Consider the following 20,263-nt stretch of genomic DNA (forward strand, 5'->3'; position numbering starts at 1 on the left):
CATACAGGAAAGTCTGAATATGAGGTGTTCATGTGAACGTATTTGAATCGAATGGTGTTTCCTTAGTCTATGAAGAGTTTGGTGAGGGTGAGCCGCTATTGCTATTGCATGGATTGACAGGTAACCGACATATGTTTGACGAGGATGTAAATGTATTTAGGAAGTATTTTCGTACGATTGTCCTGGATGCCCGTGGTCATGGGGACTCCGACAAACCCGTTGCTTATACATTAGATGATCATATTGCCGATGTGTTGCGCTTACTTGACCATTTGGAAATTGATGCGAGCTATTTGATTGGCGTATCGATGGGCAGTTATATTGCACAGGGAGTTGCAATTGCTTCCCCTGAACGTGTGAAGCAGATGATTTTAGTTGCTACTAAACCAGAAGGAAAAACATCTTCCTTGCAAGCGTTGTTTCTGAAGTATCAGAACCAATTAGAAGGTCTGTCATTTTCCCAGAAAGTAATGAAAGTATCTCCGTATATGTTTCACGATTTGGGAGCAATCGGTGAATGGAGTAAAGAAGCTGCGAAAAAGAGTTCTCCTCTACAAGCTGATCAGATTGTAGCAGCAAATGCAGCTTTAGAAGGGTTTGATTTCCGTCATGATTTGCACTTAGTGACAGCTAAAACACTTGTAATTAGCGGGAATCATGATGAGTTAAATCCACCAGAAGTTGGACGTGAAACCGCTCGCTTAATTCCACATGCTACGTTTGTTGAATTTAATCAATCTGGACACGCACCGAATGTAGAGCAACATTTATTATATATGGATTTTGTTTTAGAGTTTTTAAATAAGAAATAGTTGATTCAAAGATAAACATAACAATACCCGCCAAGCAACAGCTGGCGGGTATTGTTATGAGGGTCTTCAACAACTTAATTGGTGTGGTCGGATTTCTCAGATGTAACACGCAGGGAAGGATTATCGTGATGAAGTTGTTTAAATTTCACGCTACAATCGACTAAATAGTTTTCATTATTTAACTATTAAAACGTGAAGCTTAATATTTACAACGTGAAGACTTATTTTTACAACGTCAACCTCCATAATTACAACGTGATACCGAATAATTACAACTGAGCTAACGCTCGCCTAGATTTAATGTACGATAGAGTGTGACATAGGGCTCTATATAGAAGGTTTGGCACCGTGACACTTGTTATCTCGTATTTTCGCGGGTGGATATCAAGCATTCGCTTTGGTTTATCTCGAATTCGATGAGAGATATGTAGCATTTGCTGTCTTTTATGTGAAATTACTACACACTTATCTAGCATTCTCGCGTTTAACACAAAATTTAAACGCGCAAAAATGGTGTCAGTTGGCATGCCAACTGACACGTTTTCTGTTAGTAACATCTCGAAATCACTTAAAATAAAATAGCCATCCCATGTAAAATCGGGATGGCCATTTTTAAATTTATTACATTTTTTCAGGAGCGCTTACACCGATTAAACGAAGTGCGTTGGCAAGCGTAGTGCGGACTGCTGTGATGAGAGTAAGTCGAGCACGTGTCATGTCTTCATTGGTCGGGTCTAACACTTTTTCTGCATTGTAGAAACTATGGAAAGTTGCTGCAAGTTCTTGAATATACGTCGCTACTCTATGAGGCGAGCGGTTTTTCGCTGCTTCTGCCACGACTTGTGGGAAATCGCCCATCTTCTTCAAGACATCAATTTCTTTTTCAGCTTGCAATAAATTCAAATGCTCCTCTGACGCACTGAACCCTTGCTCTTTTCCAGCACGCAAAATCGAGCTGATACGAGCATGAGCATATTGTGCGTAGTATACAGGGTTTTCATTTGATTGTGAAACAGCTAAATCTAAATCGAAATCCATATGTGAATCGCCAGAACGCATGGCAAAGAAATAACGCACAGCATCTAAGCCTACTTCCTCTACAAGTTCACGCATCGTTACAGCTTTACCTGTACGTTTACTCATCTTCATTTTTTCGCCGTCTTTGTACAATTGCACCATTTGAATAACACTTACTTCAAGCGTTTCACGATCATTTCCAAGTGCTTGGATAGCCGCTTTCATGCGCGGGATATAACCATGGTGGTCAGCACCCCAAATATTAATTAACCGATCAAAACCGCGTGCAATTTTATTTTCGTGATACGCGATATCTGGAGTTAAATAAGTGAATGTACCATCATTTTTTATAAGTACACGGTCTTTGTCGTCTCCAAATGTTGTTGAACGGAACCAGGTTGCTCCTTCTTCTTCAAACACGTGACCATTCGCACGTAATTTATCTAAAGCGACTTCAATCTTGCCATCTTCGTATAAAGAAGTTTCTGAATACCACTCATCAAAACTAACACGGAAATCAGCTAAATCTTGTTGAAGTTTAGCAAGTTCGATTTTAAGACCATGTGAACGGAAATGTGCAAAACGTTCTTCAGCAGTTTTGTGAAGTAAAGCGTCACCGTGCTCATTCGCCTGAGCTTGTGCAATGTCAATAATATCTTGGCCATGATAGCCATCTTCCGGCATTTCTGCCTCTTGACCTAAAGCTTGCTTATAACGCGCTTCTAACGAATACGCTAAGTTGTTAATTTGCTTTCCTGCGTCATTAATATAGTATTCACGTGAAACATCATAGCCTGCAAAATCTAAGACATTACATAGAGAATCTCCAACCGAAGCACCACGAGCGTGTCCTAGATGCAAATCACCAGTTGGATTCGCTGAAACAAACTCAACTTGAATTTTTTCGCTAGCGTCTGATTTAGAACGACCATAATCTGCACCTTGTTTTAATACAGCTTTTACAACATCCGCGAGGTAGTCCTTACGAGTTGAAATGTTTATAAATCCAGGACCAGCAATCTCGACTTTCTCAATAACGGTACCTGCTGTTTCTAGGTTATCTAGAATCGCTTGCGCAATAGCGCGAGGTGGTTTCTTCGCTAGCTTTGTCAGTTGCATGGCAATATTCGTTGCGTAATCACCGTTTGCTTTGTCGCGAGGAGTTTCTAATTGAATAGCCGGCATACCTTCTGCATCCGTTAATTGCGATTTCAAGATGGCTTTTTGTACAGCTTCTTTTATAGATTGTTGAACTTGTTCTACTGCGTTCATTGCGATTCCTCCATGTAATGAAATTCGAGTGTGTATTCGCCAACGGATTGTCCGCTAACGTTTAAATCATATTGAACAATAAATTGTCCGTCTTGTTTATTTTTTTCGAACATTATTTTTCGTGTCATCGTTTTGACCATTAATACACCATATTCACTTTCATAACTTCCTGTCTGCTCTGTTTCTTTCACTAATGGAAGGCGCATATTGATGCCACCACTTCGTAAAATTAGTGCTTCCGTTTCACCCATTTTGACAATGGTTTTTATGTTTTTATCGTCTTGTACTTCTTCGTACTTTAAATAGGCACTCTCACCTTTTTCAATATAAGTGCCAGTTACCCACAGTTCATAAATTTCTGGTTGTTCATTTGGTTGCTGGATGGTCGTTTTCAATTTTACTTTTACTTGCTTATTCATGATCAGTCCACCCGCTTCCTTTTGTTTTTCAGTATAACCTTTTTATTATATGTCATAGTAGCACTTGATTTCAAATTCCCTTACGAAAAACCTGGAAAATTGACGTAAATTACTTTTTAGAAAAACCAGACAAAGTGCGCCCTGCCCTTTAAGTGAGTCACAGTATCAACTTTGGTTTCCAGTATGATTTCCGTTACAGGCGGACGCGTTCCGCGGGGCGATCGCCAAGCCTCCTCAGGCCAACAGGATGTTGGTCACAAAGGCGTTGCCACACGAGGTGGCGTTTTTAGCCTTTGTTCCCACTGTTCGCTACCTGCGGGGTCTCGTCTGTCTCGCTTTTCCCGCGGAGTCGCCGCCTTCCACTTCAATCATTCACCTGTATAAAATATCCGTGATCAAATATAGTTTATAAATATTAAAAATCGTCCTATCTTGTAAAAGGAAAGTACCCACACCCATATATGTGAAATCTAAAGATTACTAAACAAGAATAAATCACTGAAAAAAATTCACTTCTACTGAGAGGGAGGGAACTTGCGTTTCTAAAAAAGGAAATCATGACTTCACATGAATCGAATAAACGAGAGTCACATCATAGAAATTCAGATTTAGCATGTTAGTCTTCATATACTAAAAACACTGGGTTGTTGGTAGATCAATTTTATATACTTTCTGGTGTTCTAAAAAGTAGAAGCCATATCTTGAGTTTTCGGATAGCTTTGGATGGAAATCTGCGTCACCATAACCTCTAGAATAATATTCGCTAACTGGTAATTAACTGTAAATATATATACAACTTGATTAATAGATATGCTATACTGACGCTAGAATTTTTGTCTTAGGGGAGAAAAGTAATGCTTTTGGAATTGCTTATTAATTTTTGTATATTATTTACCTTTGCTGTCCTATCTTATTGGCCCTTCCAAGATGTAGCCCGTTCTACCTATCCTTTTCCAAAAACTCATCCCTATATCATTGGGATTATTGCTGGATTTGCAGGATTTGTTTTAATGCAAACATCCGTTCAATTGTCAGATACGATAAAGGTTGACGCAAGACATGTAATTATAATATTTGCTGGAATTTTTGGTGGACCGATAGCTCCGATTGTTACAGGGTTTATTATTGGGTTGACTCGTATGTTAATGTATGATGTCTTCACGACTTCGGGATTTTTAGCGGGATTAAACGTGATTATTTTAGGAATTGTCATTGGCGCATTTTCTTTTAAATACCCTATGACCTTTAAAAATGCGCCATATTATTTTTATTATGCAACTGCTCAAACTGTATTACTTATCAGCTATTTATTTTATCAATATAGTGGAACTCTATTGCAAATTGTTTACTTTATATTATTCTCAACTTTTTCATTCTTTATGGTGTTATTTATATTAATCGAATTAAGCGGGCATTTTAAGAAAATTCGGCATACCGAATTATTGGCAGAAACCGATTATTTGACTGGTGTTTATAATAACCGCAAGTTTCAGCAACTTACTCGATCGTTCATCACAGATTCAACTAAACCCTTCTGCATGATTTCGATTGACATTGACCACTTCAAAAAAGTAAACGATGTGTATGGCCACCCTGTTGGGGATGAAATATTGAAGGAGTTAGGAGAACGGCTAAAAAACCTGGTGTCACCAAAAGAAGGGCATGTTACTCGGAGTGGTGGAGAACAGTTTGTTTTATTAATTCCTAATTTCCCACCTGCAATGGGGCTTGATTTAGGTGAACAAATTCGCTCAAGTGTGGAGCGTAGTTCTTTTAATGTTTCGAACAACCAAGAAGTATCGATTACCCTATCCGTTGGTGTAAGTTCGTATCCTGATAATGGGTCAACCATCCATGAGTTGTATAGTGCAGCAGATACTGCCCTGTATGAAGCAAAAGCAACTGGTCGTAATCGTGTCTTCCATTACACCAATATAAAAGTGTGATGTCTTCTCTCTCAAGAGAAAGCATCACGCTTTTTTTATGATTAACAAGTCTATTTTACATTTTAGGGGCGTTACGGACCTCTCTTTAACTAGAGAATGGACACTTACTATTCAAAAAATGATACGGGAAGAATTTTGCAACACTTTAAAGTGCCTAGCATGGTCAAAAAAGCTAAAGCCCTAGTCATTATTATCTATCTCGAGTTAATTATGGAAGGTGACGTCGGAAAAATCGTAATTAACGTTAGAAAAGTGAAATTTTATTTTCAATTCATGGGTTTATTCCCATTCACTTTAAGTTTATTCCCGTTCATGCTTGGATTAATCTCGTTCGAACGCAGTTTATTCCCGTTCAAATTGATTTAATCCCGTTCAAACACGTTTTATTCCCGTTCACCCTATTATTCCCAATAAATAACCTGTTTCAAAGGTATTGAGGTTACTGAAACAGGTTTGAATAGTACATCTCATTTTTGCGCGTTCATAATATAATTTTCTTTAAGCATCATAACGAACTATATAAACGAAGCTTTCTGAGAGCCTACGAAAAAAACAGACTAGCGAAGTGACAAAGTCACTTCGCTAGTCTGTTTTATTTTTATCGGACATTCACGAGACGTCTTACTATTTAACCCAACCTAGAAGCATTTCACGAATTAGTTTACTTGCTGTGTTGACTGTTTGTTCAGAGGGGTCGTAAACTGGCGCCACTTCGACTAAATCGAAACCAACTACGTTTATGTCTGAGCCTGCAATCGCGTGGATTGAAGCTAATAATTCACGAGTTGTAATACCACCGCAGTCTACCGTTCCGGTTCCTGGTGCATGAGCTGGGTCGAGCACATCGATATCAATCGTCACGTAAACAGGACGCCCTGCAAGTGTTGGCAAAATTTCTTTTAGCGGCTCAAGCACTTCAAATTTTGATAGGTGCATGCCGTTTTCTTTTGCCCACACGAACTCTTCTTTCATACCTGAACGAATGCCGAATGAATAGACATTTTTCGGTCCGATATGTTCGGCTATTTTTCGAATTGGCGTGGAGTGAGAAAGTGCTTCCCCTTCATACGACTCACGTAAATCAGTATGCGCATCCATGTGAATAATAGCTAAATTCGGATGTTTTTCGGCTACAGCTTTCATTACTGGCCACGATACTAAATGTTCGCCACCCATACCAACTGGAATTTTTCCATCAGCCAATAATTTCGTTACGTAAGCTTCGATTTCGTCGATACTTTTTTGGGGATTGCCAAATGGTAACGGAATATCTCCTGCATCAAAGTATTTTACGTCGTCAAGGTCACGATCTAAATATGGACTGTATTCTTCTAAGCCAATAGATGCTTCGCGAATACGTTGAGGTCCAAATCGAGAACCTGGACGATAGCTGACCGTCCAGTCCATAGGCATACCATAAATAACAGCTTGTGATTCATCGTAATTGGGATGGCTTTTAATAAAGACTTTACCTGAATAAGCATCATCAAATCTCATCTGCTATTCCCCCGTTAAATCTTTCACGAACTTCGGTAACACGAAAGCTGCTTTATGCAATTCTTTCGTATAGTACTTCGTGTCGATTTCATGGAAACGTGCATCTTCCACTTCAAGTGGATCGTATTTTTTCGAACCTAATGTGAAGCACCACAGACCACTTGGATAAGTAGGAATGTTCGCCGTATACAGACGAGTGATAGGGAAAATTTCTTTTACATCACTTTGAACTTGCTTGATTAAATCTGGTGTAAACCAAGGGTTGTCCGACTGTGCAACAAAGATCCCATCTTCTTTTAACGCTTTTGAAATGCCTGCATAGAAACCTTTTGAGAACAAGTTCACGGCAGGTCCTACAGGTTCAGTTGAATCCACCATGATGACATCGTATTCATTTTCAGCTTTAGCAATATGCATAAAGCCGTCGCCTACTTGTACATCTACACGTGGGTTTTCTAATTCAGATGCGATTGTTGGTAAATATTTTTTAGAGTACTCAATTACTTTTCCATCAATATCGACAAGTGTTGCTTTCATCACTTGTGGGTGTTTCATGATTTCGCGAATTACTCCACCATCTCCACCGCCTACAACTAATACGTTTTTAGGATTTGGATGAGTGAATAATGGGACGTGCGCAACCATTTCATGATAAACAAATTCATCTTTTTCAGAAGTCATTACCATACCGTCTAAAAATAACATATTGCCCCATTCAGCAGTTTCCGCCATTTCAAGCAATTGAAAATCCGTTTGCTCCGTATGTAAGGTGCGGTTCACCTTTATCTTAATGCTAAAATTCTCGGTTTGTTTTTCTGTAAACCAAAATCCAGCCATGTTTTTAATCTCCTTTATTTACGAGGTTATTGTATCCGTTCTTGGCATGTAGCCGAAAAACAAATACAGAGAAAGTATAGACGTTTTTAGCAAAAGTGCAACTGTTTTGTCATGACAATTGCACTTTTTCTTTCATAAAAGCATTGTTTTTGATTTAAATATTCATCATATTTGTTGGTTTCTTAAATCGGTGCGTTTAATCCCGTCATGAATTTACCATACTACTGTAAAGTATGGACGAAACGGAGATGTCAAAATGGGACGAGCTGATTACCAACTTCAAAAACGAAAGCGACTAAAACTTCGAATCGCTATCTGGCTTCTCATTGTTTCAATAAGTGCCATGGGTACTATTCTCATTTCATTACGTATTTATGCGCAAATTCTTGGCCCACCTTCTCTAGCGGTAGCTAAAGCCACAGAGTTTTTAGATAGCAACGGTCATTCAATTGGAGACCGTTTTGCTGAACAACGCCGTTATTGGGTGAATTTAGATGAAATGTCTCCTTTTATAAGCAAGGCCATTCTAGCAGTGGAAGATCAACAATTTTACAAACATAACGGATTTGATTACAAACGAATTGCTGCAGCTTTATTAAAAGATGTAAAAGCAATGAAAAAAGTAGAAGGTGCTAGTACTATTACCCAACAGTACGCACGTAATTTATATTTATCTCACGACAAAACTTGGACGCGTAAAGCAAAAGAAGCTTTGTATGCTTATCGTATGGAAATTTTTTATGAAAAAGATGAATTGTTAGAAGGCTATTTAAATACCGTGTATTTTGGTCATGGCATGTACGGTATCGAAGCGGCAAGTCGTTACTATTATGGAAAACCAAGCAAAGAGTTAACCCTTGCTGAATCTGCGTTACTTATTTCAATTCCAAAAGGACCTAGTTATTATTCACCTTTAATTAATGAAGACAATGCATACAGAAGACAAAATATCGTTCTCGGATTGATGGAATCTGAAGGCATGGCGACTAGTGAAGCTATCGTTCGTGCACGTGATGAGAATATTGTCTTTAAAAACGAAGAATGGAAAGCAACGAAAAGTGTAGCTCCTTACTTTCTGAATGAAGCTTGGAATGAAGCAGAGCGTATTTTGAAATCAAAAGGTCGTATGATCGCTGAAGGTGGCTGGACCATTGAAACGACATTGAACACTCAACATCAAAAAGTGGCTGAAGAAGTTGTTGCTGATTGGATGCCGAATAACGACCTTGAAGTAGGTTTTATTAGTATGGAACCAAAAACGGGCTACGTGACCGCTTTAATTGGTGGTCGTTCCTACTCAGAAAGTCCTTTCAATCGTGTCACCCAAGCGAAACGTCAACCCGGGTCAACTATCAAGCCCTTATTGTATGCAGCAGCACTTGAAAAAGGTTTCTCACCATTGACTTTTCTAGAAAGTGAGCAAACCATTTTCACATATGACAATGGCCGTTCAGAATACACACCTAATAATTTTAACGGGGAGTTCGCAAATCACCCTATATCATTAGCACAAGCATTGGCGATTTCAGACAATATTTACGCCGTCAAAACACTTGAAAAAATCGGTTACAAACCATTTAGCTCAATTTTAAAGCGATTAGGTGTAAAAGCTTCCGTTCAAGAAACACCATCCATGGCACTTGGGACGTCTGAAGTAACTTTAGAAGACTTGACCAGTGCTTTTAACAAAATTGCAAGTGGTGGATTAGATCGACAACTACAGACAGTTTTATCCATCAAGGATAGTAATGGGGATGTGGTTTTTGAGGTAAGTCCTAATGAACGAGAAGACGATGACCCCGTGATGTCTGCGGATGATGCATTTATTTTAACCCACTTAATGACAGGCATGTTTGATCCTACTTTTAATGATTATGCGCCTGCAACCGGATTGTCCATTCGCGGAAAACAAACTAGACCGTATGCAGCAAAATCTGGAACCACTATTTCCGACCAAGTGTTGATTGGTTACACGCCAACATTAACAGCTGGCGTGTGGAATGGTTATGACGATGGCAAGCAATTACAATTAGCTGTAGACAAACAAGCGACAAAAAATATTTGGATTGATTTTATGGAAAGAGTTCATCAAGGACAAGCGGCTAAACCATTCTTACCTACAAAAGGTGTGTATGGGGTAGTCGTAGATATAGAAAATGGTGGTTTGGCCGTAGCAGAATGTACGAAACAACGCTTGGTGTACGTAAAAAAATCTGATGTACCAAGACGTTTATGTACTGATCCCAAGTTACAGAAACAATTGGTGGAAGACGTGGAAGAAAATGAAATGATAGAAATGGAAGGCGATGATCCGTGGTCACTCTTCCCATTTTCATTCTTTAGAAATTAAGTGGTTTCCTTTTATTTTGAGAGTAATACCATATTAGCCTTCCGGTATGCTTCCCTGAAGAACAAGACATATTTGGCGCTTGAAGCTAGACATAACAACTCCTAGTGCGAAGGTATTGCTCGAAAAATATTATCACTTCATTTCACATAAAAAATGGTTGTACAATATATGACGTTGGTGAAATAAATCCTCTTGGATGGAATTTCACTAATGTCATTTTTTTATAAATATCTATGATAAAAGCCTGATACACGCTGATTTCCGTTTCGAGCGGACGCGTTCCGTGGGGCGTGCGGTTAGCCGTGCCCGCGGAACGCGTCCATCTGTTTCTGTTTCTGTTTCTGTTTCTGTTTCTGTTTCTGCATCGCTACGCTAGCTTCGAAACATGAAAGTGCGTTGGAACGGAAAGCAACGGGATACTTGACAAAGAACATAAAAAAGCTTTCTCTTCCACGGATATGTCCGTTGGAACAGAAAGCTTTTTTCTTGGTTGGCGCTGACATGAGAAACATGAGGCATTTGGCTTGGGTTTGACACAAATGTCGCATGGCGCTCATGTACAGACGCGTTCCAATTGTCCTAGCTCACCTTTTGTAAGCTATATTTAATAGTTTACTTGCTTTTTTCGACAGATTCAACCATAGATAGTACATGGAGTAAAATGTCACATTTTGTACAACTGTTTGTAAATTTCAGGAATTTAATTCACTATGCAATTTTTCATCACTACGTACCCACATTTCTGAGTTGTGTGCTTGTAAAAAATCGCGCAATATTTCTTTTGACGCATCGTCCATATGATCGACGATAATTTGGCGTTTCATCGATTTGTCCATTCTATTTACATGGTCTGCTAGATTTTTGAAGCCACGGCGTTTTTCACGGTTAATGACCATTTCACACCCTGTAACACCTGCGTAGTAAGGTCCACTCGCTTTGTAATCAATGGTTACCCATACGAGCCAAAATAATTTTCCACCTTCAGAGTCTACACGATTCTTTGTGAATTTGATTCCTCGTTCGGTATCACTTCGTGCATGCATAGCACCTATTTCAATCTTCGCTATTTTTTCCTCGACGTCAATGATGACAGGCGACACATGTTCAAGTGTTAAAGAACCTATTCCGAAACCGCCGTGACCATCTGTTGGATCATTTTTTATTATGGTAAATCCAAGTTTTTGTTTTGGTTTTTCTTCATTTGCCATACGTTATCAGCCTCCATTCTGTTATTATAACCAATATACAAAATTTTGTGAAAGAGGAGGAACTCAATTGCCATATGTAACTGTAAAAATGCTCGAAGGTCGTACAGACGAACAAAAACGTGCGCTTGTAGAAAAAGTAACAGCTGCTGTTGTTGAAACAACAAATGCCCCTATTGAAAACGTAGTTGTATTCATTGAAGATATGCCAAAAAACCACTACGCAGTAGCTGGAAAATTATTTAGCGACAACTAAGGTTCGAAGACTTAATTGCGAGGCTGCATGACCCAACTAGGGTAAAAGATTAAAGCAGGACGGCTCATTCCTAAGCGAGCCGTCCTTTTTTAATTTACTCCCGCTGTTTGTAGCTCATCAATAAAAGCAAATGCTTCCTCAACTTCCTTCTCAGAAAATTTCAGTTTACCTTTGATGACATGTAACTTCTCTACTTGTGCCAGTCGCTCTATATGATCAAAGTATAATAACGTTGAAACCATCTCGAGAAATCGTGAACTTTTTTCATTCAAACGTTCGATGCATTGATCTAGCTTCATATTCGTATTCTCCATTGTTGATAAAAATTGCCGTCCTTCTTCGGTACATGCATATGTGTATTGCACGTAAGACCCCTTATCCTCCATCTTTTCAGATAAGAAAGCCATGTTACACAATTCCTCAACACGCAGAGTTAGCTCTTCTGAATAAGGCCCATACATGTGAAATTGGTATTTTTCTTGAAAAGGAAAATTCATTTTCTTTGCAATGTACACCATTTTTTGCAGCTTTTTACGTCCTGTTACTTCACCAGCAAGCGTAATAAACTGCACGATTTTTGCGTGCCCTTCTAACAAATCTTCACACCTCCAAATTCAAGATTCTCCGAGTAATAACTGTAAAATTTGCTTCTTCACCGCTTTTTTCTTTGTATCTTGTCTTAATAAATCTTCTGGGAAATACAATTTATGGTCCGTTCTACGTTTACCTGAAATGGCTTCGACAATGTCAGACGACCTTGAAAGTTCACGTAATTCGTCACTCGGCATTAGCAAATGGATGGGTACACGTTCGCCTTCTTCTCCCGCTCGATAAAAATCATAGGGTAAATCTGATGACGAATCGAATACTAAATAATAGGCAGGATTAATTCCAGCTTTTTTAAACAGATGCTCGAGTTCCGCTAGTTTTCGATAATCCTTCGCTGGGTCAAATTCAATGTACTGAAATAAGCGGCGATTAATAAAACGATCGCATAAATCAGCCAGAATTCCGTCTTCTTCGTGCACCCACTCTTGGAAATATGTCATGACAATGCCTTCATCCAATGCGATGTAATCGGCTAGTGAAAATGCTTGATCAAAAAACGGTTTAAAGTGACGCGGTTCATAAGCGAATTTGTAGCCACTTGAACTTAGCTCTTTTGCACGGTGAAGTGCTTTGGTCAAAATCACTTCCGCACTTCGTGATACCGGATGAAAATACACTTGCCAGTACATTTGGTAGCGACTCATGATGTAGTCTTCAACAGCATGCATACCACTTTGTTTAATAACGACTTGATCTTCACGCGGACGCATCACACGCAAAATACGCTCCATATCAAAATGACCGTAACTTACCCCCGTGTAATACGCATCCCGCTGTAAGTAATCCATGCGATCGGCATCGATCTGACTAGAAATTAAGCTAACTGCTAGTTTATTCCCATAGGTTTTTGCTATTACATCCGACACATATTGCGGAAATTCGGGTGAAATACGTTGTAAAATTGCGTTTACTTCTGTATCTCCTAGCAAAATGTCTTGGGTTAATTTCTCGTGGTCAAGATTAAAAACATTTTCAAAAGCATGGGAAAACGGTCCGTGACCAAGATCATGAAGGAGAGCTGCACAAAGAACGACCAGTCTTTCAGATTCATCCCATTCCGGGCGCCCTTTAAAAATATCATCAATTATGCGCCTTACGATTTCGTAAACACCTAGCGAGTGGCTGAAACGGCTGTGTTCGGCACCGTGGAAAACGAGATAAGTCGTACCGAGTTGTTTAATTCTACGTAATCGCTGAAATTCACGTGCTCCGATCAAATCCCAAATGACTTGATCCCGAACATGTATGTAGCGGTGTACTGGATCCTTGAAAACTTTTTCCTCAGCCAACTTTTGTGTTGCATAAGTCACATTAACACCTCATTTCATTAGAGCGGAGAACACTACTCAAACCATAAAAATATATAAGTCCTTCAAAACTTTTTAATTCGTTTAAAGAAAAAACCCCCCTTTAGGAAAGGCGGCGAAAGTATGAATATCTATATTGAAGCGGTCTTTTCTGAGAGATTATCCTTTTAGCTTAGCCCGTACTTTATTCATTAATTCGTCTTCAGTAAGCGCAGCAACGGGCCGGTTGTTTACAAACACGAATGTTTTTTTACGCCCTGGTCCGCAGTATGAATGACACGCAATATCAATCGATGCGTTTGGATCGATTTCTTTTAACTTAGGAATTAATGTTTTTAAATTTACGGCCTGACAATCATCACAAACTCTAAATGCGTTTGCCATTTGTCTACAACCCTTTCTATTTTCAATCATATTCTATAGATTATTGTACCGTATATTTCCTCTTTGATTCAAGCACATCATATTATTCAATGAATAAAACCTGTGAATCTTGTACAAACTTAAAATAGAACACCAAAACTATTAACAAATCAGGAGGGAAATTTATGGTTAAAATAAGACAAGATGCATGGTTAGATGAAAATGATGAATTGCTAGCACAAACCGTGCTACGACACGTGCGCGAAGGCAGTACACAGCTAAATGCATTTGAAGAAGCGGGAGACTCTTTAAGTAGAACTGCCGCAGCTTGCGGATTTCGTTGGAACGCGGTTGTAAGAAGAGAATACGAGAAAGATTTAAGAGAAGCAAAGAAAGATCGCAAACAAAAATTGCGTGTGCTTGGTAAAGAATATCGTCGCAGAGGACAATCTCTGTTTCTCGTAGGCAGCGAAGAACAATCACAAGAACGGGTTCAAATCCCACTTTCTTCTCTATCACTTGATGTGGTCATAGCTTATTTATTACGTATGCAACAAAATGGCGGGGGCGAAGAAGAATCACATCGCTGGCGTGCATTGCTAACTCACTCTCAAGAAAAAATTAAGCAACTTGAACGCGATTTGGCTAGACTAGAAATTGAAAACACAACGATTCGAGAAGATTATGAACAGTTCGTTCATATCATGAATCGGGCTCGTCGTTTAGTGACGCTAAATGATGATGCTGAAAATATTTCTCCTGTATTCCAAATGGAGAAAAACGGAAATTTAGTTGTAAAAGAACCACCAATCAATTGAGAAGACACTGAAAAAGTTAATTTATAATTTCTTTGCTTATGGACTAGTAGAAGTGATTTCCATTGCAGCGCACTTTCATGTTTCGAAGCTAGCGTAGCGATACAGGAGCAGGTGTTTTTCCCGCCTTCCATTTCAATCACTTGTAAATATTGTTTCTTTCATCTAAAAAAGGCGGGGTTCCTTTATCTGTTCAAAATCTAACAGAATGTACTGGCTAATGAATTACAACACTTTTTCTTTAAGGAAAGATCGTCAAATTGATGGTCTTTTTTGTTTTTCAGAAGGGCAGCACCACTAGAATTGCCCACGGTAAATGTCTGACTGGAACGCTAGTGGAAGGAATTTAAGGAGTGGATACGTGAGATTATTCTTCACCCTGTTTTTGGTTCTCATATTAATATAATTCCTTCCCTACGACCCCAAAATTAATTTCTTCATGGCGATTTTCTGGTGTGTATTTTGATAATAATTCTTCTAATGTTGGTTTGCTCTTCTTCGGAACTATCGTAATTCCTTGAAGTCCAACATTCATGTCCATTTCAGAACCTTGTTGGATATCAAATTGTTCGGCAACTCCTGCAGGAATACGAATCGCTAAACTATTACCCTATTTTTGAACGGTTGTCGTCATAGAGCGTACTTCCTCTTCTCTTTGATTCTTTTTCATTGTATCCCCTCTCCGTTCACGAAGTTCCGTAAGCTTCGTTTTCAAGACGTGAACTTACTACACATGCTCTGGTGATTTTCTTATAAGTTAGTTTATTCGAATTTATTAAGCATTTTTTTGTTACGATCGACAACGCGGGTTAAATAATACATATATAAATCAGTTTCGTCTGGTTGTAGTGACTGCATATGTACATTTTGCATCATATGATTCATTAAGCGTTGAGCATGAATAACAGTGTCATACACCGTTATTGTTTGTCCCAATATTTCACTTACAGAAGCCATCACTTCGGGCACAATGACTGGATAAACGAATTTCGTTTGTTCCCCTTGCAGCCCTGCTTCATAAAAATCACGAATATATGCTGCGCGCTCTGCCCCGCTACCTTCTATACATAAGTATACTTGTATCGCAATTCCATGACGTAATCGTCTCTGTGAGATACCTGCAAATTTCTTTCCGTTTACGCTCAAGTCATAAGATCCCGGACAGTAGGATCCAATAATTTCATGTGCTTCTATTCGACCTTCCATTTGCGGAAATAAGTGTCTCACAAAATCCACCATGATATCATACCCTTCACTTATATCAATCGCATTATTATGTTCTGATACAACAAGAGAGATATTTAAGACTCCGCTGTCTAAAACGACTGCAAGTCCACCCGAGTTTCGAACGATTGATTGAAATCCGTGTGATTTTAATACATCACGACCTGCTTCGATATGCGGGAGTCGATGATCTTGAATGCCTAGGACCACAGTTTTTTCGTGAACCCATGTACGAATAGTCGGAAGTGAACCTTCTTTTCCCACCAGTTCACAAAGCATGTCGTCCGCTGCGAATGATTCGAGAGCGGATTTTGTTCTACCACTCATAGATTGGTCCCAAAATCGCCATTCTTTATTTATAAATATATCTTTTATACTAGACATCTTTCTTCTCCTGCGATAACGCTTTGTGCAGCAGTAATTAATACTAGTTTATACACATCGTCTGCTGAACAGCCACGGGATAAGTCATTAACTGGCATGTTTAATCCTTGTAAAATAGGACCAATTGCTTCAAACCCACCGAGTCTCTCCGCTAATTTATAGCCAATATTCCCTGCTTCAAGCGAAGGAAAAACAAACACATTTGCATCACCTTGTATGACTGAACCTGGCGCCTTTTTCTTGGCAACAGCAGGTACGAACGCAGCATCAAATTGAAACTCTCCATCAATAATAAATTGAGGCGCTTTTAATTTTGCTAGCTTCGTCGCAGTTTCTATTTTTCTTGTTTCAGGAGACACAGCTGAACCTTTTGTGGAAAAAGATAGCATCGCTACTTTTGGTTCAATGCCGAATGCTTTCGCTGTTTTCGCACTTTCCACAGCTATTTCAGCCAGGTCCTCACTCGTCGGAGCAATATTAATGGCACAATCAGCAAAGACGTATCTTTCTTCCCCACGTACCATAATAAAAGCACCACTGGTTTTGGAAACATCTGGTTTTGTTTTAATGATTCGCAAAGCTGGTCGCACGGTTTCAGCGGTTGTATGAGCTGCACCACTTACTAGCCCTTGTACATACCCCATATAGACAAGCATGGTTCCAAATGTGTTGAGGTCTTTTAGTTGAATGCGTGCTTGCACTGGTGTTGCTTTGCCATTGCGTCGATCTACGAATTGTTCAATCATTTCATCTAACTTTTCAAATTGCACGGGATCTACCACTTCTATTTCAGTTAGTTCTACCCCCGCTTGCTTCGCTGCTACTTTCACAAGGTCACGAGACCCTATTAAAACAGGTGTAACAATTCCTTCTCTTTGCAATTTGACAGCAGCTTGAAGCACACGTTCGTCGGTTCCTTCAGGTAATACGATTTTTATATGTTTACCAGTAATAGTTTGTTTGATGTTGTCAAAAAAGTTAGTCAAGTTTTTCTGTCCTCCCCTGATAGATAAGCATTTTATTTTAGTATCGGTCTCGTCATAGATTTTTAGCCTTCTAACCTCATGCGAAAGCAGACTTTCGATTCGGTCCTTCCAGCGTCGACCTAAAGTGGTGCTTTTCACTTTTCATTTAATCATACACGAATTCGACTTAGTTCGACATGTCAGAATGATGACATTGTGGGTTTCTTTAAGGGTTTGTGCTACACTGATTTTGACTATTTATTAATCATGAAGGAGTGTCCTATACATGAATACAGCAGCAGAAACTTTAGATGGCTGGTACGCTTTACACGAATTCCGCTCGATGGACTGGGCATCTTGGAAACAACTATCAAGTGAAGATCGAACAGTAGCAGTAAATGAATTTTTAGGGTTTTTAGAAGAATTAAATGTTGCACATGAAGCAAAAACAGGAAGCCATGCTTTCTACACAATCGTTGGTCAAAAAGCAGATTTCATGTTGATGACACTGCGTGAAACAATGGATGAATTGCAACAACTCGAAGCGAAGTTCAATAAATTAACGATTGCTGAATACACCGTTCCAACGTATTCGTATGTTTCGGTAGTTGAGCTTTCAAACTACTTAGCCGGCGAATCGAATGAAGATCCTTATCAAAATCCACATGTTCGCAGTCGCTTATACCCTGAGCTTCCACGTTCACAGTATGTTTGTTTCTACCCAATGGACAAGCGTCGTGACGGCAATGATAACTGGTATATGTTATCAATGGAAGACCGTAAATCAATGATGCGCAGCCATGGCATGATAGGCCGTGGGTACGCAGGAAAAGTTAAGCAAATTATCAGTGGTTCAATTGGATTTGACGATTATGAATGGGGCGTTACCTTATTCGCTGATGATGTACTTCAATTCAAAAAATTAATTTATGAAATGCGTTTTGATGAAGTGAGTGCTCGTTTTGCAGAGTTCGGTTCATTCTTCGTAGGTACTCTAGCGGATGCTGAGAAAACAACTGAATTTTTAAAGATATAAGTTTACGGGGCTACGCATTAAATGCGTAGTCTTTTTTTTATGGTAAAACGCACTCGATAGATGGATAATCCCTCACGTAATAAGTTAACAGGTCTATATGTGTTGGACCTTTCATATATTTTTTTGAGGAGGTTGTGCTGTGGCAGTTATCCGCGCAACTGAAAAAGATGTGGAAACGTTGGCTCGTTTAATGAGAGCAGAAGCTGAAGGAGATGGAACTCTCGGTATGCTGTTGGCTGGGAATGTTGGCGTCAACCGTGTCCGAAACGATTGTCTCGATTTTAGAGATATTCGCACTGTTCAGCAAATGGTGTTCCAGAGTCCTGGTGGTTTTGAAGCTACCACAAAACCATATTTTTATCAGCGTGCTCGACCACAAGATATAGCACTTGCTCGACGTCTAATAGCAGGCGAGCGTTTTCATCCCGCCGAGCATTCTCTATGGTTTTTCGAACCAACAGGAGCTTGCCCAAACCAGTGGTATAACCAATGGAATGTAGGTCGTTTCAAAGCACATTGTTTTTACTCTCCAACTGCCGTAGATTGTCCCCGACTTTAAATTTGAAAGGATGATAAATTGGTACAATATTATTGGAATCCAGCTTACCAACAACAACAAATGACACCTCCGGCAATCCCTGCTGGTACTCGACCTCAGCAACCGCCAACACAAGAAGAATCGTATATAGAAAATATTTTAAGACTCAATAAAGGAAAGGTTGCAACATTTTACTTAACGTTTGCAAATAACCGGGAATGGAATGCAAAAGTTGTTACAGGAGTTATTGAAGCAGCAGGCCGTGATCATGTCATTGTAAGCGATCCAAAAACAGGAAAACGCTACTTACTTCTAATGATTTACTTAGATTATGTAACGTTTGATGAGGAAGTTCTATATTTTTAGGTAGCCTATTTTTCCAGTTATCCAATTTTACTCAACAACAAATGCCCTTCCAATGTATGTTATGGAAGGGCATTTAGCTGTAAATCATTAAATTAAAGTTATTGCTAATTGTGTGAGAAGCCATTTTGGCACGACAAATCTTACAGTAACTAAAGGATCGACAACTTGGCAAATTTCTAATTGACCTACTGCACTCATGAGCATCGTCATCTCACTAACGGTCATGTGAGTTTGTTCAACAAGTCGATGAATCATTAGCTGTGTAGCTATCTTTGATGCTTCATCCAATGTCAAAGCGGACGCAATTTGAGTAAAGCTTTGTTCATTTTCGAGCATGGGTTGCTCTACAGTAACCCCCTTTATCACTTCAAGTGTTACTGTTGCCGCTCCAGCTACTTCGACACCAGAAATACTAACTTCTCCGTCCCCCATCGCTGCATGGAAATCTCCTAGCCCAAACAAAGCACCTTCAACAGCTACGGGAAAATACATGGTTGCTCCTTGTGTCACCATTTTATTGTCCATATTGCCACCGTGCGGTCCAGGTGTCCCGCAGTTAATGCCTTTTCCACTAGGTGCGACTCCAATAACTCCAATCATTTTATTAAGGGGTAATTGTAAATCATTAAATAGAATTTTATCGTTTTCAATTGGTAAAATTTTCGCGGTCATTTGTTTAATAAATTTACCCATAACGCCTAAATCTGGACCAACTAGCATAACACCTTGTGACTCGATTTCAATGGCATGAATAGATACTTTCAAAACGTCACCTGGACATGCTTCTTCTACATAAATCGGTCCCGTTGCAGGATTGATTTGATTCCAATCTAGATCAACAAGCTCCATACCTTCAGAGACAATTTGATTTTTAAAGCAATCGTATGTTTCAATGCGTAACGTGGTCCCTGATTTTACAGTTGCAATCGGTTCATTCATCTCGTTAAATTCATAAATAATTCCAGACTCACGCGTAATATTCTCCACCATTAGCCCTCCCAGAAGTTTACTTTTTGTCATCACTTAACTTTTTCGCTGCTAGTTC

Annotated in this window: 19 protein-coding genes and 1 pseudogene; 8 read left to right on the plus strand and 12 right to left on the minus strand. The window is 39.3% G+C overall.

Annotated elements, in window-relative coordinates:
- Positions 1-32 precede the first annotated feature (32 nt).
- On the plus strand, positions 33-812 hold the full coding sequence (locus tag E2636_RS13700) for an alpha/beta fold hydrolase (protein ID WP_134210694.1): 780 nt from the start codon (positions 33-35) through the stop codon (positions 810-812).
- A 621-nt stretch (positions 813-1,433) separates the two neighbouring features.
- Here E2636_RS13700 and argS read toward each other — a convergent pair.
- Together argS and E2636_RS13710 are read right to left on the minus strand one after the other, a co-directional pair.
- Positions 1,434-3,101, minus strand: coding sequence for an arginine--tRNA ligase (gene argS, locus E2636_RS13705; RefSeq protein ID WP_134210695.1), 1,668 nt, complete (start codon positions 3,099-3,101; stop codon positions 1,434-1,436).
- Positions 3,098-3,520: a YwiB family protein gene (locus tag E2636_RS13710; protein WP_134210696.1), complete on the minus strand. Its 423-nt coding sequence runs from the start codon at positions 3,518-3,520 to the stop codon at positions 3,098-3,100. Before E2636_RS13710 ends, argS begins: the two co-directional genes overlap by 4 nt.
- A gap of 854 nt (positions 3,521-4,374) precedes the next feature.
- Between E2636_RS13710 and E2636_RS13720 the strand changes: the two genes are divergently transcribed.
- Complete coding sequence (locus tag E2636_RS13720) at positions 4,375-5,466, plus strand: diguanylate cyclase (RefSeq protein WP_134210698.1); 1,092 nt, start codon at positions 4,375-4,377, stop codon at positions 5,464-5,466.
- 624 nt (positions 5,467-6,090) lie between these two features.
- Here E2636_RS13720 and speB read toward each other — a convergent pair.
- Positions 6,091-6,963: an agmatinase gene (gene speB, locus E2636_RS13725; RefSeq protein ID WP_134210699.1), complete on the minus strand. Its 873-nt coding sequence runs from the start codon at positions 6,961-6,963 to the stop codon at positions 6,091-6,093.
- Positions 6,964-6,966: 3 nt separating this feature from the next.
- Positions 6,967-7,800, minus strand: coding sequence for a spermidine synthase (gene speE / locus E2636_RS13730; protein ID WP_134210700.1), 834 nt, complete (start codon positions 7,798-7,800; stop codon positions 6,967-6,969).
- Positions 7,801-8,056: 256 nt separating this feature from the next.
- Between speE and E2636_RS13735 the strand changes: the two genes are divergently transcribed.
- Positions 8,057-10,150 (plus strand): transglycosylase domain-containing protein, encoded by a 2,094-nt coding sequence (locus tag E2636_RS13735; RefSeq protein WP_134210701.1) that lies wholly within the window; start codon positions 8,057-8,059, stop codon positions 10,148-10,150.
- A 692-nt stretch (positions 10,151-10,842) separates the two neighbouring features.
- Here E2636_RS13735 and E2636_RS13740 read toward each other — a convergent pair.
- On the minus strand, positions 10,843-11,358 hold the full coding sequence (locus E2636_RS13740) for a YwhD family protein (protein WP_134210702.1): 516 nt from the start codon (positions 11,356-11,358) through the stop codon (positions 10,843-10,845).
- 67 nt (positions 11,359-11,425) lie between these two features.
- On the opposite strand from E2636_RS13740, the gene E2636_RS13745 reads away from it, so the two are divergent.
- Complete coding sequence (locus tag E2636_RS13745; protein WP_134210703.1) at positions 11,426-11,611, plus strand: 2-hydroxymuconate tautomerase; 186 nt, start codon at positions 11,426-11,428, stop codon at positions 11,609-11,611.
- 89 nt (positions 11,612-11,700) lie between these two features.
- Here the strand turns inward: E2636_RS13745 and E2636_RS13750 are convergent, their stop codons facing one another.
- The 3 genes from E2636_RS13750 to E2636_RS13760 form a co-directional block, all read right to left on the minus strand.
- Entirely contained in the window at positions 11,701-12,207 is a 507-nt protein-coding gene (locus E2636_RS13750) for a YwgA family protein (protein WP_134210704.1), read from the minus strand.
- A gap of 18 nt (positions 12,208-12,225) precedes the next feature.
- The gene (locus E2636_RS13755; RefSeq protein ID WP_134210705.1) at positions 12,226-13,530 is read right to left on the minus strand and encodes an HD domain-containing protein; all 1,305 of its coding nucleotides are present in this window, start codon (positions 13,528-13,530) and stop codon (positions 12,226-12,228) included.
- A gap of 156 nt (positions 13,531-13,686) precedes the next feature.
- Positions 13,687-13,911, minus strand: a complete 225-nt coding sequence (locus E2636_RS13760; protein ID WP_026045732.1) for a YuzB family protein — start codon at positions 13,909-13,911, stop codon at positions 13,687-13,689.
- Between the two features lie 164 nt (positions 13,912-14,075).
- On the opposite strand from E2636_RS13760, the gene E2636_RS13765 reads away from it, so the two are divergent.
- A complete protein-coding gene (locus tag E2636_RS13765) occupies positions 14,076-14,708 on the plus strand; it encodes an RsfA family transcriptional regulator (RefSeq protein WP_134210706.1) in 633 nt (210 codons plus the stop codon).
- Between the two features lie 394 nt (positions 14,709-15,102).
- On the opposite strand, the pseudogene E2636_RS13770 reads toward E2636_RS13765, so the two are convergent.
- The 3 genes and pseudogenes from E2636_RS13770 to pta all read right to left on the minus strand — a co-directional run bounded on the left by E2636_RS13770 (position 15,103) and on the right by pta (position 17,299).
- Positions 15,103-15,375: pseudogene (locus E2636_RS13770) on the minus strand (AbrB/MazE/SpoVT family DNA-binding domain-containing protein).
- Between the two features lie 92 nt (positions 15,376-15,467).
- Positions 15,468-16,313, minus strand: a complete 846-nt coding sequence (locus tag E2636_RS13775; protein ID WP_134210707.1) for an octanoyl-[GcvH]:protein N-octanoyltransferase — start codon at positions 16,311-16,313, stop codon at positions 15,468-15,470.
- The gene (gene pta / locus E2636_RS13780) at positions 16,301-17,299 is read right to left on the minus strand and encodes a phosphate acetyltransferase (RefSeq protein ID WP_134210708.1); all 999 of its coding nucleotides are present in this window, start codon (positions 17,297-17,299) and stop codon (positions 16,301-16,303) included. Before pta ends, E2636_RS13775 begins: the two co-directional genes overlap by 13 nt.
- Positions 17,300-17,564: 265 nt before the next feature.
- Here pta and hemQ point away from each other — a divergent pair, with 265 nt between their 5' ends.
- The 3 genes from hemQ (at position 17,565) to gerQ (ending at position 19,218) form a co-directional block, all read left to right on the plus strand.
- Positions 17,565-18,314: a hydrogen peroxide-dependent heme synthase gene (hemQ, locus tag E2636_RS13785; RefSeq protein ID WP_134210709.1), complete on the plus strand. Its 750-nt coding sequence runs from the start codon at positions 17,565-17,567 to the stop codon at positions 18,312-18,314.
- Between the two features lie 139 nt (positions 18,315-18,453).
- A complete protein-coding gene (locus tag E2636_RS13790) occupies positions 18,454-18,873 on the plus strand; it encodes a cell wall hydrolase (protein WP_134210710.1) in 420 nt (139 codons plus the stop codon).
- Between the two features lie 18 nt (positions 18,874-18,891).
- Positions 18,892-19,218: a spore coat protein GerQ gene (gene gerQ, locus E2636_RS13795; protein WP_134210711.1), complete on the plus strand. Its 327-nt coding sequence runs from the start codon at positions 18,892-18,894 to the stop codon at positions 19,216-19,218.
- An 87-nt stretch (positions 19,219-19,305) separates the two neighbouring features.
- Here the strand turns inward: gerQ and E2636_RS13800 are convergent, their stop codons facing one another.
- Positions 19,306-20,208, minus strand: coding sequence for an acetamidase/formamidase family protein (locus E2636_RS13800; RefSeq protein WP_134210712.1), 903 nt, complete (start codon positions 20,206-20,208; stop codon positions 19,306-19,308).
- Between the last annotated feature and the right edge of the window lie 55 nt (positions 20,209-20,263).

The sequence above is a fragment of the Paenisporosarcina antarctica genome, from assembly GCF_004367585.1.
GTDB lineage: Bacteria > Bacillota > Bacilli > Bacillales_A > Planococcaceae > Paenisporosarcina > Paenisporosarcina antarctica.

Coding starts and splice junctions, on each gene's coding strand:
- argS (WP_134210695.1), bottom strand. CDS start 3,101: ATGAACGCAGTAGAACAAGTTCAACAATCTATAAAAGAAGCTGTACAA.
- E2636_RS13710 (WP_134210696.1), bottom strand. CDS start 3,520: ATGAATAAGCAAGTAAAAGTAAAATTGAAAACGACCATCCAGCAACCA.
- E2636_RS13720 (WP_134210698.1), top strand. CDS start 4,375: ATGCTTTTGGAATTGCTTATTAATTTTTGTATATTATTTACCTTTGCT.
- speB (WP_134210699.1), bottom strand. CDS start 6,963: ATGAGATTTGATGATGCTTATTCAGGTAAAGTCTTTATTAAAAGCCAT.
- speE (WP_134210700.1), bottom strand. CDS start 7,800: ATGGCTGGATTTTGGTTTACAGAAAAACAAACCGAGAATTTTAGCATT.
- E2636_RS13735 (WP_134210701.1), top strand. CDS start 8,057: ATGGGACGAGCTGATTACCAACTTCAAAAACGAAAGCGACTAAAACTT.
- E2636_RS13740 (WP_134210702.1), bottom strand. CDS start 11,358: ATGGCAAATGAAGAAAAACCAAAACAAAAACTTGGATTTACCATAATA.
- E2636_RS13760 (WP_026045732.1), bottom strand. CDS start 13,911: ATGGCAAACGCATTTAGAGTTTGTGATGATTGTCAGGCCGTAAATTTA.
- E2636_RS13765 (WP_134210706.1), top strand. CDS start 14,076: ATGGTTAAAATAAGACAAGATGCATGGTTAGATGAAAATGATGAATTG.
- E2636_RS13775 (WP_134210707.1), bottom strand. CDS start 16,313: ATGTCTAGTATAAAAGATATATTTATAAATAAAGAATGGCGATTTTGG.
- hemQ (WP_134210709.1), top strand. CDS start 17,565: ATGAATACAGCAGCAGAAACTTTAGATGGCTGGTACGCTTTACACGAA.
- E2636_RS13800 (WP_134210712.1), bottom strand. CDS start 20,208: ATGGTGGAGAATATTACGCGTGAGTCTGGAATTATTTATGAATTTAAC.